Below are 16,215 nucleotides of genomic sequence, written 5' to 3' on the forward strand. Positions count from 1 at the left end.
ATTTCAGTATGTATTATTAACGTAGTTAATATATGGTTAATATGAAGTTCCAAATTTTGATTGTTTGTAGTCTCTTTATCATAGAGTTAATTTAGGGTTTACTTTTTGTTCACTTCATTTTTTTCGGCACTCTGCATCTAGACGGTATACCCATTGGCCACAGTTAGACTATTTCAAATCAAAAAACTAGATTACCTGCACACTAAAGAGTATAGCGCACAGGTAATCTAGTTGTTTTTGAGAATAATAAAAAACTAATTTATTTTTCGAATTCTTCCATCAATAATAGACTGAATTGGTTCTTTTGATTTTTTTATATAATCTACTAATGCTTCAAAATCAGTTGGTCCTGTTTCAGCATCTTTACCGTTTTTAAAGGATACAAATCCATCTCCACCTGAAGCTAGAAATGCGTTCGCAACGACGCTGTAAGTTTTAGAAGGAATGATTTCTTCTCCATTTGTTAAGCGAATACTTGTTACTTTTTCTCCATTAGGCTTGTTCGCATCCCAAGTGTATTGGATCCCTGAAATTTGAAGCATTCTTGTTATGTCTTTTTGCCATTGTTGATTTAAAATATCACGAATGTCTTGACCTGTTAAATTTACTTTTATTAATTGATTTCCGAATGGTTGAATACCATATATCTCTCCCCATGTAATATCACCAGCATCTAAGTCATTACGAATACCACCAGGATTCATAAGTGCAATTTGGGATTGCATTGTTGTACGCTGGGCATCAGCAACTAAATTTCCGAGAGTAGATTCACCAGCTGTATTTAGTTTGCGATCTAGTGGAGCAATAGACTTACCTACAACTTCATTGACAAGAGGTGCGATTTTTGCTTGATATTTCTCCATCTTCCTCTTTATTTTTTTATCAGGCTCCATGCCTTCATGGTAAGTTGTAACAATTTCCGCTTTTTTCTCAACAATATCTTGTGTTTTACGATCAATCTTTACATCAACATCAGCAAAAGCCATACCATAAGAATTTGCTTGTACGACAAGTTTATTATTAACAGTTCCATTTACATAAGTGTGGCTATGCCCGCCAAAAATAACATCGACTTCTGGATCAGTCTCATTTGCTAATCGGACGATATCACCATTTGTTACGCCGTTCCCATCTGTTGTCCCCCCGTTATGTGCAAGAACAACGATAGATTTAACGCCTAGTTTTTTTAATTGCTTTACGGATTTGTTAATAGCTTCAACTTCATCTGTAATTTCTACATTCTTTAGCATAGTAGGCATAACAAGGTTAGGCACATCCGTTGTTACGACTCCGATAAATCCAACAGGAACTCCTTGTACCTTTTTTATAGTGAATGGTGGTAAAAATAAACGACCAGTGGATTTATTATAGAAATTTGCAGCAACATATGGGAATTTTGCTCCTTTAAAATTTCCTGTTTTCTCATGGTATCCACCATAAATAAGGCGGTTCATTTCCTCAACACCTTCATCAAATTCATGATTTCCTATGGTTCCAACATCGAATTTCAAATCATTTAGAAATTCAATCGTAGGTTCGTCTTGTAATAATGCTGAAACAGGAGTACTTGCTCCAACAACATCGCCGGCATGTACCTTTAATGTATTTGGATTTTGTTTTTCACGATCACGTAAATAAGCCCCTAAGTACTCAATTCCCCCTGCATCTTTATTGTTAATTTTTTTTACAGTATCTAGTTGCCCATGAAAATCGTTAATACCGAGCATTTGTACATCTATGTAGCGGTTTTGTTCTGTACTTGCTTGGATTGAAGGCGCAGCAAATACACTAGTAAAAGTAACTGTACTTATTGCTAAAGCAACTGGAATGATTTTTTTCAACATAAAATTTCTCTCCCCTAATTAAAATCTTACATAATACAATGTTATTTTAATATATTAAGAGGATTATTTCTACAAAAATTCTACTAATTATAAAAATTAATAAGATTTTATTGTTTTCTGACAAGATATTTCTTCCTCAAAAAAATGTATATTTCTTTGTTTTGAGGATTATTCAAAATATTATCTTGATAGTAATATAACAATACTTCTAAGAAATCTAAAAAACTCTAATCAATATATTTTAGCTGTTAAGAAGAGTATTCAATCCAAAATTAATGGAGATTTATCAACCTAACATCTCAATATCACCATTTAAAAAGATGCTCCTGGATTTATCCAAGAGCATCTTTTATAAAGCTTTATTTTTTACTTGTTTATAATTTACCAATTAACAATTATATAGTTGTAATCAGTCCTTTAAAAATAATAGGAGTGCTTCATTAAATTCTTTAGCATGCGTTGCATTTAGCCCATGTGGACCACCCTTTATTAAGGCTACTTTAGAATTAGGAATTGCTTCATGTGTTAATTTCCCACTATATTCATATGGTACAGTTGCATCAGAATCACCGTGAATAATAAGAGTAGGTATATTAAACTTCTCCAAGTCTTTTCTAAAATCTGTCTTACTAAAGGCGGTAATACAATCAAGTGTTCCTTTAGGTGATGCACTGGATGCAATATCCCAATTATATAAACGGAATGGCTCACTAACTAAATCTGTTCGATTACCAGCCGCGAAAAATCCCTTAGTAAATTCATCAAGAAATGCAAGGCGGTCATTTATCACACCACTTTTGAATGCTTCAATTGTTGCATCATCTAATGCCCCTTCAGGATGATCCTCTGATTTGTATAAATATGGAGGAACTGCCCCAGCAAAAACAGCCTTTTCAATACGATCTGTTCCATACGTACTAATATACCGGGCTACTTCGCCTCCACCCATAGAAAAACCAACAAGTGTGACATTTTGAAGCTCTAAATGTTCTAATAGTTGATGTAAATCAGAAGTAAAGGTATCATATTCATACCCTTCCCACGGCTGAGATGATTGTCCAAATCCTCGACGATCATATGTTATAACTCTGTATCCAGCCTCAACAAGAGCGGGAACTTGGTATTCCCAAGATCGACCACTTAACGGCCAACCATGAATTAGTACAACTGGTTTTCCTGTGCCATGATCCTCATAATATATCTCAATTGGTGCTTGATTTTCGGTTCCTACAGTAATTTTAGCCATGCTTCTACCTCCAAAAAATATTCTAATATGTATCCTTTTCTTCAATAATTCGGATGAATCTCATAACCTATTCATGCACGTTTATGTTGTGAACTCTAAGTATGAAACTCTATTGTTCCAATGCATTCATTTTCTCCTTTTGGAACAATCCCCCCTCTAATACCTTTTTCATCATAAAATAATTACTGAATATTACTCCTATTCAATTGTAATAACAAAAATAGGTGACTATCAATATTGTTCTATCTATAGGATGTATAGGTAAAACCAATCTATTTTATAGTGAAAACAACTATAGTTACGACCTATACGAATTATAGATAATTTAGAATTGATTAGCGAATCAGTTTTCAAATACTATAAATTTGTATAGCACTTCATGTTCTGTGAATGCTGCTATAACCAATATTATTGGTCAGCTTAGTTATAAACGAAGAAACTTATGATAGTATTCGACTATTTAACCTTTCTTCGATTACTTAATTTTTAGGAGGAATACATAATGACTGATCTCTATTCTCGTATTAACAAAGATGATGCTGTCGTTCTTTTAGTAGATCATCAAACTGGTCTTATGTCCGGACTAGTACGTGACTATGGTGTTGATGAATTCAAGAACAATGTTTTAGCTCTTGCTCATACTGCTAAGTTTTTTGATTTACCAGTTATTTTAACAACAAGTTTTGAAAACGGGCCTAACGGACCTTTAATGCAAGAATTGGTTGATCTCTTTCCTCATGCACCAAAAATAGCTCGACCTGGACAAATTAACGCATGGGATAATGATGATTTTGTAAAAGCAATCGAAGAAACTGGAAAAAAGCAACTTATCATCGCGGGCGTAGTTACGGACGTTTGTGTTGCTTTCCCGGCACTTTCCGCTATAAAAGCTGGATATGAAGTATTTGCTGTTACTGATGCTTCAGGAACTTTCAGTAAACAAGTTGCAGATGCTGCCAATACTCGTATGGCACATAGTGGCGTGCAACTTATGAACTGGTTTAGCGTAGCTTGCGAATTACAACGCGATTGGCGCAACGATGTCGAAGGTTTTGGCAATTTGCTTGCTAGCAATCTTCCAGGTTATCAAAATATAATTGGAAGCTATAGGGGAGCTCAGCGAGATCTTAGTAAACAAAATGCATAAATGTATCTCAAGGAAATAGCTTTAAATCACCTTTTTTAAAATAGATAGTATAAATTTAGTGCTGATTAAATCAGCACTAAATTTAAATTAAAAAGTATAGCAGAGCTTTAATTGACAGAAGATACATTACTTTCAATAAACAATTAAAAAAGGAGCGTTTTATTATGAGTAATTTAGAATTGTTAAATCCGGAGAACAGTGCCTTAATTTTGATTGATTTTCAACCTCAAATGACTTTTGGAGTTGCAAGTATTGATAGACAAACATTGATTAATAACGTTATGTTGCTTGCTAAATCAGCAAAAACTTTTAACGTACCTACTATTCTTACTACAGTTGAGACACGCAGCTTTTCTGGTTATTTTTGGCCACAAATTCTTGACATATTCCCAAACCATGAAATTATAGAACGCAGTTCAATGAACTCTTGGGAAGATCCAAAATTTGTTGAGGCAGTTAAAGCAACAGGTAGAAAGAAATTGATATTTGCAGCACTTTGGACTGAAGTTTGCCTTGCATTCCCTGTGCTTGAAGCAATGAAAGCTGGCTATGAGGTGTATGCAGTTGATGATGCTTCAGGTGGTACTAGTTTGACAGCACATAACGCTGCTATGCGTCGTGTAGAGCAAGCTGGTGCAATTCCAGTGACAGCCATTCAAGTTTTACTTGAATACCAACGTGACTGGGCACACAAAGACACTTATGATGCTGTAATGGAGATTGTAAAGGAACACACTGGTGCTTATGGTCAAGGTGTAGAATACGCATATACTATGGTGCATGGCGCGCTTCCAAGCAGGAAAATATGAAACAAGAAGGAGTAGCTGTCGAAGAGACTTATAAAGGGAAGACGATGGATGCTGCTGATCCAGTAACAACGATTGTTACATGGGAAATTCAACAAGGGAAAGAAAAACAGTTCGAAACATGGAGACATGAAATCGAAGCTGCCGCTACTAAATTTCCAGGGCATTTAGGCGTAAACCTAATAGTCCCAAATAACGAATCCAGAGAGTATACTGTTATTTTTCGCTTTGATACGTATGAGCATCTACGTGCTTGGCAAGAATCAGATGTTCGCCGAGATTTGTTAAAAACAGCAGAACAATTTCAGGCTACTAATCCAACTTACAAAACTGAAAGCAGTTTGGCTTATTGGTTTGTTACTCCGAAAACGCCAGTTCCACCGCCAAAATGGAAAATGTCTATCGTTACCCTTCTGGGTGTATGGCCTCTTAGCATGTTAGTTCCTAAATTGATAGGACCTATTATAAAACATATGAATCCTATTATGTCCGCTTTTTTTGTTTCTGTATGTATAGTGTCCTTGCTATCATGGGTAGTTATGCCGATTTTCGGCAAACTATTTCATCCATGGTTACAAAATAATAGGAAGTAGGCGAGGTGTGAATATGAATGTACCGGATATAATCTTATATAACGGAAAAATTACTACCCTTGATCCCTCTCAACCTGAGGTATCTGCTATCGCCATAACTGATGGTTTAATAACTGCAGTAGGTGGAGATGAGCTTCTTAATAGTGCCACAGAAAAAACAAAAAAAATAGACCTTAAAAGAAAAAGAGCTATTCCAGGCCTGAATGACTCTCATATACACGTTATTCGTGGCGGTCTTCATTATAATATGGAATTACGATGGGAAGGCGTTCCTTCAATTACCATTGCTCTCGAAATGCTCAAAGAGCAGGCAAGGCGTACACCTGCTCCTCAGTGGGTAAGAGTAGTTGGAGGTTGGTCTGAATTTCAATTTAAAGAGAGACGGATGCCAACTTTAGAAGAGATTAATGCTGTTTCTGAAGACACACCTGTCTTTGTGCTACATCTTTACGATAGAGCACTTGTAAATCGTGCAGGGCTGCGTGCACTGGGATACACAAGAGATACCCCAGACCCTCCAGGTTGTTTAATTGAGCGGGATAAACGAGGGAATCCTACGGGCCTTTTAATTGCCAATCCTAACGCTTCTATTCTTTATTCAAGTTTGGGTAAAGCTCCAATACTTAATTTTGACGACCAGATTAACTCAACTCGCCATTTCATGCGCGAATTAAATAGATTAGGTATTACAAGTGCCATTGACGCAGGTGGCGGTTTCCAAAATTATCCTGACGACTACAGAGTTGTTGAACATTTAGCCGAGAAGGAACAATTAACTTTGCGTATTGCTTATAATCTATTTACGCAAAATCCTAATCATGAATATGAAGACTTTGCTTCATGGGCAAAAATTGTTTCTCCAGGTCAAGGAAATGATAAGTATAAAATGAATGGTGCCGGAGAAATGTTAGTATTCTCGGCAGCCGATTTTGAAAAATTTCAAATGCCACGGCCCGAACTAGCAACGATGATGGAAGCTGACTTAAAGAAAGTAATTTCTTTATTGGTGGAAAACCGTTGGCCATTCCGTTTGCATGCAACTTATGACGAGTCAATCACACGTTTCTTAAATGTATTTGAGGAAGTCAACAAAGAAATTCCTTTTAATGGTCTACGATGGTGGTTTGACCATGCAGAAACTATCTCAGATCGTAGTATGGAACGTGTTAAGGCTTTAAATGGTGGTATTGCCATTCAAGACCGCATGGCTTTTCAAGGTGAATACTTTGTTGATTTATACGGAAAGGAAGCTGCAAAGCATACTCCTCCAATTTATCGTATGTTAGACCTAGGTATACCTGTTGGTGCTGGTAGTGATGCAACTAGAGTTTCCAGTTATAACCCTTGGGTCGCTCTTTACTGGATGGTTGCCGGAAAAACCATTGGTGGTCTTTCGATATACGATGAAAAAAATAAACTTGATAGAAAAGTAGCCCTGGAATTATATTCAAAAGGAAGTGCGTGGTTCTCTGGTGATGAAAGTAAAAAAGGAACCCTTGCAGTAGGTCAGTTTGCTGATATTGCTGTATTGTCTGCTGACTACTTTACTGTGCCAGAAGAAGAAATCAAGAACCTTGAATCATTACTCACCATTATGGGTGGGCAGGTTGTTTATGGAAATGATGAATTTAAAAATTTATCACCTGAATTGCCCCCAGCATCACCTGATTGGTCACCGACGGGAGTTTATGGTTATGGTGGTGCTAATCTAGCCCACACTATACTTTCTCACGATGCCCATGATCACAAGTTACATAGTTGCAGTAACCCTCTCCATCAACACACTCATACCGTAATAGGAAAAGATGGAACTAAATGGGGTATTGGTTGTACTTGCTTTGCTTTCTAAGTCAAAACCACCGGTATAATGCCGGTGGTTTTCTTTGTGCAATAAGGATATGTAGAAAGAAATAGCAGTATATCCCTAATGGAATCTATTACTATGCGATAAGACCGAAGAAATTATTGATTAACTTGACTTTTTTTTAACAGCCTTCTCTCCTTGCAAAGTCTGCCCTTTTTCCCTTAAGTAAAAGTCCATGACATTCCCTTTTGAAGCGACTACACTACACATATAAAGTGAAACTTTAATCAGCCCTCACCAATCGGACTTTTACGGACAGTTGATCCCCCACCTAACTTCTTTGCTTCCGCTGAATTTTGAGGTGGGGGTCTTACTGCCCGTTAAAGCGGGATAAATCTACTTGCCCTTTGACTGTAATTTAGGTCTTATCCTAAGAATTATGTATCATTTTTAATTCTCACAATATAATCATTATTATTTCTATTATACTAATACTTTTTCAGGTTCATTTAACTTCTGCATAAAGATACGTGCTGCAAAACTTAAAAATTTATCATCAAAGTGAATAAGATTAATATCTTGCCTTGGTGTTGGATTAGTAATACGAACTATGCTCAAAGTATCATTATTAACAAAATCAACCAGTGAAAGAGGTATTATGGCAACCCCATGACCATTGTATACAAGGCTCAATAGAGAAATAGAAGATTTTGTTTCTATATTTGCTTCAGATAAAGATAACCCTAAACTCTCACAATATATTTTAATAGATTCACGACAACTACATGAAACCATTATTCTACTCAGTCCTACTAATTCCCGAAAAGAAACAAATGATGTTTCATTCAAAGGATGGTTTTTTGGAATGACAAGGACAAGCTCTTCGCTATACAAAAGGGTGCTTGTTAATGTGTCTGGAATTTGAGCACTACGTGTAATCCCTATATCAATATTTTTGTCAACGATTTGATTTACAGCAACTTCGGACTCTATAATTTTTACAACGATGTTGGGATATTGTTGTTGAAACTTCATAATATAAGGTGTTAAATAAGTGAGATCCTCTAATAAACCTCCTATAGTAATCACACCTCTTTTTACACCCTTTAATTCAAAAATTTCATTATAAACGTCATCAAATTGTTGCATGATAAATTTTCCTTTATCAAATAGCAGCTTACCCGCTTCTGTCATTTTGATACCTCTTCCAACTCGATGAAACAAAGGTGTATCAAGTTCACCTTCCAACACACGGATTTGTTGACTTAAAGTCGGCTGTGAAATACCTAGAACTTCCGCAGCTTTAGTAAAACTATTATTATTACAAACTTGAATAAAATACTCTAAATGACGTAATTCCATTCTTGATACCCACTCTCCGCTTTATGAAAGATTTATAATGAAAAGAACAATATGTATACGTTAACAGAACAACTATCTTTCCTACTATATCAATTGCAATTACATAATTTCTTTATTTTGTACTACAATACATTTACTACCACTTATTAATTTTTCCTCCTATTTATTTAATTTATATTTAATTAGGATATTACTAAACAGAAATAGCCTCTAAAAACTTACAATTTCTGTGCGTAATATCCTAACTTTTTCAACTGTTTCATTATCATTTTTTCTCAATATAGTCCAAACTACCAATATTTGCCGAATCCCCTCTTTATGCTGAGGAAAAATAGTATCCACCAATTCAATACCTTCTGAAGTAATTGATGCATACGTGACACGGCAGTCTTTAGGACATGGTTTTCAACTCTTCTTTTCCAACCTATCCACTACATACGTGATACTACTACTTGCAAGTAATATCTTGTCCCAAATTTTTTATAGGCTGATCGGCTTTACTGTATAGTAGCTCAAGCACTGCAAATTCAGTTGGATTAAGTCCATAAATTTTTTTATCCTTTTCAATACGTTTAGTGATTGACTGTAATTCCCTTGATAATATAACAAATAACTTTAAAGATAGGCTTTCATCGTTAATCACGCTCATAATTACCAATCCTTTACAAGTTATCTTGAATTCGAGATTCATTATATTATCGTCAAAATATTATGTCAATCATTCATTTTAGCTTTATCAAGCCACTTATAATTTATTTCTCAACATAAGACATATGGAATTAAAAGAAAACAATTGTTACTATACAAGTATCTCAATTACGTTATTTCTTTTAAAGAGAGCTTGTTTTTAATCGCAAGTTCTCTTTTGCCATGTTCTAAATTGAATCCGGACAAATTTCAGATAATGAGTCTACCCCCCATGTATATGATATAGTTTTTAAACACAGATTAGAGCCCTCCTATAAGAAGGAGAGCTCTAATCTTTCAAATAAATATTCACCATTTTTATCATTGCGGGGGCATCAAAACTTTAACTTGATGGGGATATGGTACTACACCATGCACATCAAGTTGAGAATTCAGAATTTCCTCAAAACGAAGAACGGAATTATAACAAATTATTTATATAAATCATTTTATTAGCAAATACAGATGTAAGACGCCTAATAATTCCTTAGCGTACGAAATTCTTGTTTTGTTGGCAGGATCCATCGCTATCAAGCTAAGAAAATACAACTACCCCCAGCACAAAATTTTGTGCTAACTTGTAACAAGATAGCTCTTTCGTTTTTAGATTATTAATTTCTTAAGTAGAAATGATAGCGGTACATTATTGGTTACATGAAAAAGTGCCAATCTTATCGATAATTTTATCATTTTAGCCAAGGAGACTCCTTCCTCAAGGAACGCGAAGTGAGTAGGTGGAATGAATTAATTGGCATAGGACAAAAAATATCAGAATTTTTGGGAGTTCAAAGTGCTTAAACGTGGTATTATTTAAGTTTTTTCATTGAGAATGCATAAATACAAACAAAACCAGTAACACATCTTTTCTGTGCCTTACTGGTTTTGTTAAAGGTCATCTTAAATTGTAGCTAGTTCAACGCAATTGTAAATTCGGAGTTCGGTGCGCCAGCAAATACAACCGTTCCGTTCTCTGGTAGTTTCACTTTGTTATTATTACTAACAACGCTAAAATTGACGCATACTCCTTTCTCATCATACACCGCGAATGAACTTCCTGATGGCAACTCCACATTCATCGTTTTCCCTGCTACCTCTTGCGGAATCGTAAACCATTTCGCATGCCCATTTTTTTGCAGTGTAACTTTCGATAATTGACCTGCATCAAGGGATTTTACGTTAGATTCACTGACGTATAAAAAGCTGGCCATCTCCATATATTCAGTATCATTCTCTGTATAAAAATGAGCTTCCGTCGTATCCCGCCCATACATCACAGGAATCTGAATTTGATGCGTCGCCGTATTCGGACCTGTAATTTTTTTGCCGTCCCAATACCCATCCTTGATCGTAATTTGTGTGTTAAGAGGTATTAGTTGTCCTAGATAGTTCATAGAATTAAATTTTTCGTTAACGAGGTAGAACTTGCCACCCTCACGCTTCGCCCATGCAGCAGCTGTTTTCTTCGGTAACACATTGTTTTCTAATTTTTGGGCTAAATATTGAGTCAGCACAGTTTGCCCCAATCCCGGCGATAATTCATATGTGCTCTCTCTCAAATAAACTTTTCCATTCTTCTCAGTAACGAAGTTAAGCTTGGAAGTACCCTTCTCATTTATAAAGCTTCCATCCGCCGTATATACATATTTTTCTTCCGGTTTAGTTGGTAAAAACAGTTCTCCCTTCTTCGTAATTTCTATTTTGAAATGGCTGCGGCTATTTCCATAAAAACCCGCTTTTTTTACCACGTCTTGAGGCACTTTAGCCTTGACTGGTTTGCCGAAAGATTTATCTGGTTTTATATCCTTAATTGTTCCTTTCTCTTTAAGCCTAGCTAGCAGTAATTTGTTTGCCAACAGTTGATTTGTCATGCTGCTGCCGCCGGAGGACAATACAGCTGCTGCCATCTTCTGTTCTGGAAGCACGACCAATGTAGCATGTTGCAGTATCGTATCCCCACCCTTAGTCAACGCTTTTATCCCATATTCACTGAATGGGTATAGTTTCACACTATCCCAGCCAAGACCATAGTTGAACACATTTCCGCTATCTCCCGGCCACATTCCTTTTTTATATTCTTCTTGTTCCATCGCCTTGACTGCTTTATTAGAGAGAATTTCTTTTCCCTGTCCCATAAATATTTGTGAGAATCGCACCACATCTTCTGCAGTAGAAGAGATTCCTCCCGTACCAATCAGATTTACCATTTCACTTGGAAGCTGTCCCTGGTATGTCGGAGAATACTGTCCAGCCCGCTTTTCGTCTTCCCATTTGTTTTGCGATGTTATCGTATGATTCAGTTTTAACGGCTCTATAAACTTTTGATGTAGAAATTCAGTAAAACTCATACCGCTGACTCTTTCTACCAAAATCTCAGCCAGCGTAAAACCGTCATTACAGTATACTGAGAACGCGCCAGGGTCTGCCTTCAAGTTTTGGTTGGACAATTGTTGCAACAAGATATCATGGGCATAAGCATCATTATCTTTAAATAAAAATGCATTATTGAACGTCGAACCTTGCAAACCCGAGGAATGATTCAACAGCATACGCGGTGTGATGCGCTTATATCGTTTATCTTTCATTTTGAACTCAGGAATATAGCGGGCAACAGGGGCATCCAAATCAACTTTTCCTTCGTCTACTAGTTTCATAACAGCCGCAGCTGTATATACTTTACTGGTTGAACCAATTCCGTATAGAGTATCTTTGGTTAGTGGCTCTTTCCCTTCTATGTCGTTCTTGCCTGTCTGCCCCGACAAAATAAGTTTACCATTATCAATCAGCGCATACTGCACGCTAGTAGTCTCATAGGAATTCGTGAGTAGTTCAGCGTTCTCTGCAGCAATCTTCTCCAAATCTTTGCTTCCAACTTCTTGGCTAGATACAACCGGAGTCTTACTGCTAGAAGAGGCTATAGCTCCTGTTGGTAGACTCATCGTTAGAGCCAAAGTAACGGCTAACACCCCAGATAATTTATTTTCCATAAGAAAAATGCCTCCTTAGATAAATGATTGATTTCATCTTTTATTTATTCAATTACAAACATCACATAAACTACTATTCCGTCTTTATCCCTACTGTCTAAATTCAACAAGTAAAATACTTTTAAAAAGACCAGGATTCTCGGTTCTACCCATACTGTTCAAATTGCCGTCAACATATGCCTCCCTCCATGTGTCCCTCCAGTAAAAGTATTAAATTCTGGAATAACACCTGTATGTCCCCCTATCGAGACAACGTTAGGAAGTTTAATTTCATAGATTCCTAGACCATATCCATTGATTCCTCCCTTTCCTGTAGAAACTGTAGTGAATATTTGTTTTAGTTGCTGTTCTTTCAGTAATTTGCCACCAAGCAAATAAGAAAAAAATTGTTTAAGTCGTTACACTTCCAATGTCAAAGCAAACATCTGTTTTCATCGGTTTCTTAGTTCTTATATCCGCTACAGCCGCTGCATCCCCCCACGTTTTTCTATAGCGATTATCCCGGGGTATCCAAGTTGCAATGTATTTTGCATTACTTGTTCGACGGAAGTATGATCTCGTTGATTACTTATTTGTAATGACCTAAGTATATTTTGAGTGGAGCCTGTTTTTATAATTGAGACTGGTGTTAGGTATAATAAAGAAGTTCCGGCAATGAAAAATGCCATATCTACAAATGGAAGTTAACTATATATTTTCATAAAACACTCTTGCTCTCTATTCATATAGTATGGGCTGTATATTATTTCTTACTAACTAAACAGAGAGCATCTTCATATTGATTATTTTTACAGGCACCATTCTGTCATAAAAAACGGTAAATCCTCTCTTTTTCACATGTATGTTAATACCATAAATGTTTTTTCATTTAGAATGCTCTTATTACTAGTTTGGCTTTCACATAAATATATCCTATTTACCTCCCTCTTTTACGCTTCTCTATATTTGTATCCTATACAATAAACATTTCTTTTTTCTTATGCATTTCTTACAATTTCCTTACGTTCAAATCACTTCTATTTGTGGATATCAAAACAAAGACGTTAAAAATCTGAATCTAATGGGACTGCACTTCTTGTGGCGCACCTCGTGATTGGAATATTAACAAGTAGCAATCTAAATGATGATGCAATAAGGCCTCTAACCGCAAAGACTGCAGGGGTAGCCTAATAAATTTGATTTCTATTGAACACTTTACTTAGGAATTCCTCACTTCTAAGCGAAGTGAAAATGGTGAAGTTTAAGTATAGGGGTACTATGTTAACTTTTCATGAATATAATGTATCTCTTCACTATCTCTTTGTGAATGGAGTTTCGGTAGCTAATGTAGATGCACCTATTTCAAGTATTGGTCCTGATGTAATATCTTTTAAATATACAGCTATAATAGTAAGGAAATTCGGCGTTATTTTAATGCTGGGCCGAACAAAAATATTATTTCTAAAATTCAACCTAAGGTGGGAATGTATGTAAATGGAGATGAAAAATCAAATAAAACAGTGGTAAGTTTTATTTGATTAACCAACATTATTTTTTGTCCACTGTTTCTTCTTGTAGGAGTAATAAAGTTATTAAATTTTCCAGTTTGGATTTTTGATGTAATGCTATATCAGCATGGTCTTCCATCTTTGCTTTTGTCTTGCTATTTAAGAAACTCTATCCTGGTCAGAGTTTCTTACAATTCGTAAAAGATAGATTTAAAAATAAGATTAGGTTATCTATAATTCTTACAGTAAGCACCATTCAAGTAATTATATTTTTGATGATGTTGTTTCTTGTGTCAATTAACAGTGAAGCGGATTCAATTTTTAATAGAACTTCATGGGGTTTGTTAATTTATTACTTTGTTAAAACTATTGTTTCCGGACCTCTAGGAGAAAAAATTAGGTTGGAGTGGTTTTACACTAATGGAGCTTCAAAAAAATATTCCCCATTAAAACCTTCAATAATTATCGGTTTTTGGTGGGGAATGTGGCATTTTCCTATATAGTTTACTACAGGTTTTACAGGCATTCATTTAATCAAATATATTTTGTTTTTTATGGTTTCAATTATATCTACTACAATACTCATGCCAACATTTTATAATTTAAATTGCAATTTGATTATTCCAATTATCATCCACTTTTTTTAAATTTTTTTATAGGCATAATAAATAGTCAATTGATTGAATTAATTATGTAAAATACAATTTTTTATTTAATAGTTGTGGTTTTAATATAGTTATAAATCCCAATGAGGTGTTATACGGAAACAAAACCTAAAATATGTAAACGAAGATCGTGACTTGAATCAGTAGTAGTTTTACAGTTTTTCTATGTATATTCTATACAAGATTTGTAGACATAACGTCTTATTATCGGTAGCAAGGAAAAGGCGAAATCTTATTCTCACAAGGGATTCACCTTTTTCTTTTTCTATAATTCTATGCATATTTATATATATTCCTATCCTGGCGCGGTTTTAGGGTTCGCCTTTGTTACTGAATGAGCCGAAAACTGTATATAATCTTGCATACTCTTAGCGTGGTTATTTGCCAAAATGCTAGCGATACCCCATGCCCATCCACTTAAGAAATTAATTGTTCTCCAAAATGAAAGAAATAAGCCAAACTCTCATAAGTAACTGTAAAAAGGTAAAATTTCCGTTATGGGGGTGTCTCAAAATCTTAGCTTGATGGTGATGTGACGCTACCTCAATTAACAAATGTTACCAACCATATATCTATCATATTTTTTATAAACAAGATTAATTGGATTTAAAAAAAGATTTCTTTTTCTTTACTCGTAATAAATCACCTGTCCATCCTTTGAATCGCATATACATATACATACCTCCTGTTGTGAAAATAATAAATAAGAGAGCAATTAAATAGCTATATTTCCATTCTAGTTCAGGCATGTATTTAAAATTCATACCCCATAATGCTCCTAAGGCTGTCAAAGGCGTACTCACAGCAGTTAATACAGTAAGAGCTTTCATAATTTCATTCCCACGATGAGAAGAAACAACTTCTTGTAAATGAATCATCGTGTCTAATTCTTCTTGGTACTCTTTAACAAGTTGTAATCCACGCTCTAATTTTACGTTTGTTTGTTTATAACAAAGGGTGTTTGTTAGGTTTTCTAACCAAGCTTCCTCCAGGCCTTGTAACACTTCTTGTATTAAGCGAAACACATGTGTGTTCATAAATAATTCATGACGAATATGATAAATCCTTTCTAAAACTGCTATGTTATTATGATGATAAAAATCCCATAAGACATTCCTAAAATTGTTTTCGAAATAGTCGACCTTTCGTAAGTAGTGAGATATAAACATTGATAAGATAGCACATAATCCTTCAGCGGAACTATTACAATTTTTTGCACTAAAAGAGGCATTATGTATTAATTTCTGAAAGTCCTCTTCCTCTTTTTCCTGAAACGTTATCAATATTCCATGAGCTACGAAATAATGAAGGAATTTTTGAATTTTGGCGTCCTTTTTATCTTGATCAAATAAAAACGAACCATATACACAAGTTTGACTTGGTGATAACGTATAAACATATAATCCATTTTCACAAGGAGAACTTATTTTCTTTACAAATTGAGAGAAATAAGATGCTACATCACGAGGGATTATAGAAGAAAGTTTTTCAAGCTCACTAGTTTTCACATGATACCAACTCCATTTCGGCATTTTTATACATTCCATATTATTCTTCCTTTCTAAATAGTTTTATGTTTGATCGAATCAT

Annotated in this window: 9 protein-coding genes and 3 pseudogenes; 5 read left to right on the top strand and 7 right to left on the bottom strand. The window is 35.2% G+C overall.

Features of this window, described 5'->3' with window-relative positions; translation table 11 throughout:
* Positions 1-254 precede the first annotated feature (254 nt).
* Positions 255-1,844: a bifunctional metallophosphatase/5'-nucleotidase gene (locus ATN06_RS15750; RefSeq protein ID WP_060631429.1), complete on the bottom strand. Its 1,590-nt coding sequence runs from the start codon at positions 1,842-1,844 to the stop codon at positions 255-257.
* 409 nt (positions 1,845-2,253) lie between these two features.
* Positions 2,254-3,090 (bottom strand): bromoperoxidase, encoded by an 837-nt coding sequence (locus ATN06_RS15755; RefSeq protein WP_060631430.1) that lies wholly within the window; start codon positions 3,088-3,090, stop codon positions 2,254-2,256.
* A gap of 502 nt (positions 3,091-3,592) precedes the next feature.
* Here ATN06_RS15755 and ycaC point away from each other — a divergent pair.
* The 4 genes from ycaC (at position 3,593) to ATN06_RS15775 (ending at position 7,485) form a co-directional block, all read left to right on the top strand.
* Positions 3,593-4,237: an isochorismate family cysteine hydrolase YcaC gene (gene ycaC / locus ATN06_RS15760; protein WP_000131214.1), complete on the top strand. Its 645-nt coding sequence runs from the start codon at positions 3,593-3,595 to the stop codon at positions 4,235-4,237.
* A gap of 164 nt (positions 4,238-4,401) precedes the next feature.
* Positions 4,402-5,046 (top strand): hydrolase, encoded by a 645-nt coding sequence (locus tag ATN06_RS15765; RefSeq protein WP_000067163.1) that lies wholly within the window; start codon positions 4,402-4,404, stop codon positions 5,044-5,046.
* Positions 5,043-5,636, top strand: a complete 594-nt coding sequence (locus ATN06_RS15770) for an antibiotic biosynthesis monooxygenase (RefSeq protein WP_060631431.1) — start codon at positions 5,043-5,045, stop codon at positions 5,634-5,636. The genes ATN06_RS15765 and ATN06_RS15770 overlap by 4 nt, the downstream gene beginning before the upstream one ends.
* Positions 5,637-5,649: 13 nt before the next feature.
* Complete coding sequence (locus tag ATN06_RS15775) at positions 5,650-7,485, top strand: amidohydrolase (protein ID WP_060633150.1); 1,836 nt, start codon at positions 5,650-5,652, stop codon at positions 7,483-7,485.
* A gap of 438 nt (positions 7,486-7,923) precedes the next feature.
* Here the strand turns inward: ATN06_RS15775 and ATN06_RS15780 are convergent, their stop codons facing one another.
* The 4 genes and pseudogenes from ATN06_RS15780 to ATN06_RS28580 all read right to left on the bottom strand — a co-directional run bounded on the left by ATN06_RS15780 (position 7,924) and on the right by ATN06_RS28580 (position 13,141).
* Positions 7,924-8,802, bottom strand: coding sequence for a LysR family transcriptional regulator (locus tag ATN06_RS15780; protein ID WP_060631432.1), 879 nt, complete (start codon positions 8,800-8,802; stop codon positions 7,924-7,926).
* Positions 8,803-9,020: 218 nt separating this feature from the next.
* Positions 9,021-9,451, bottom strand: a pseudogene (locus ATN06_RS29480) (MarR family winged helix-turn-helix transcriptional regulator).
* Positions 9,452-10,397: 946 nt separating this feature from the next.
* On the bottom strand, positions 10,398-12,473 hold the full coding sequence (locus ATN06_RS15790; protein ID WP_060631433.1) for a serine hydrolase domain-containing protein: 2,076 nt from the start codon (positions 12,471-12,473) through the stop codon (positions 10,398-10,400).
* A gap of 90 nt (positions 12,474-12,563) precedes the next feature.
* Positions 12,564-13,141, bottom strand: a pseudogene (locus ATN06_RS28580) (hypothetical protein).
* An 858-nt stretch (positions 13,142-13,999) separates the two neighbouring features.
* Here ATN06_RS28580 and ATN06_RS15805 point away from each other — a divergent pair.
* Positions 14,000-14,737, top strand: a pseudogene (locus ATN06_RS15805) (type II CAAX prenyl endopeptidase Rce1 family protein).
* A 484-nt stretch (positions 14,738-15,221) separates the two neighbouring features.
* Here the strand turns inward: ATN06_RS15805 and ATN06_RS15810 are convergent.
* Positions 15,222-16,172: a magnesium transporter CorA family protein gene (locus ATN06_RS15810; RefSeq protein WP_060631436.1), complete on the bottom strand. Its 951-nt coding sequence runs from the start codon at positions 16,170-16,172 to the stop codon at positions 15,222-15,224.
* Positions 16,173-16,215: the final 43 nt, after the last annotated feature.

The organism is Bacillus thuringiensis, from assembly GCF_001455345.1.
Taxonomy (GTDB): Bacteria; Bacillota; Bacilli; order Bacillales; family Bacillaceae_G; genus Bacillus_A; species Bacillus_A thuringiensis_N.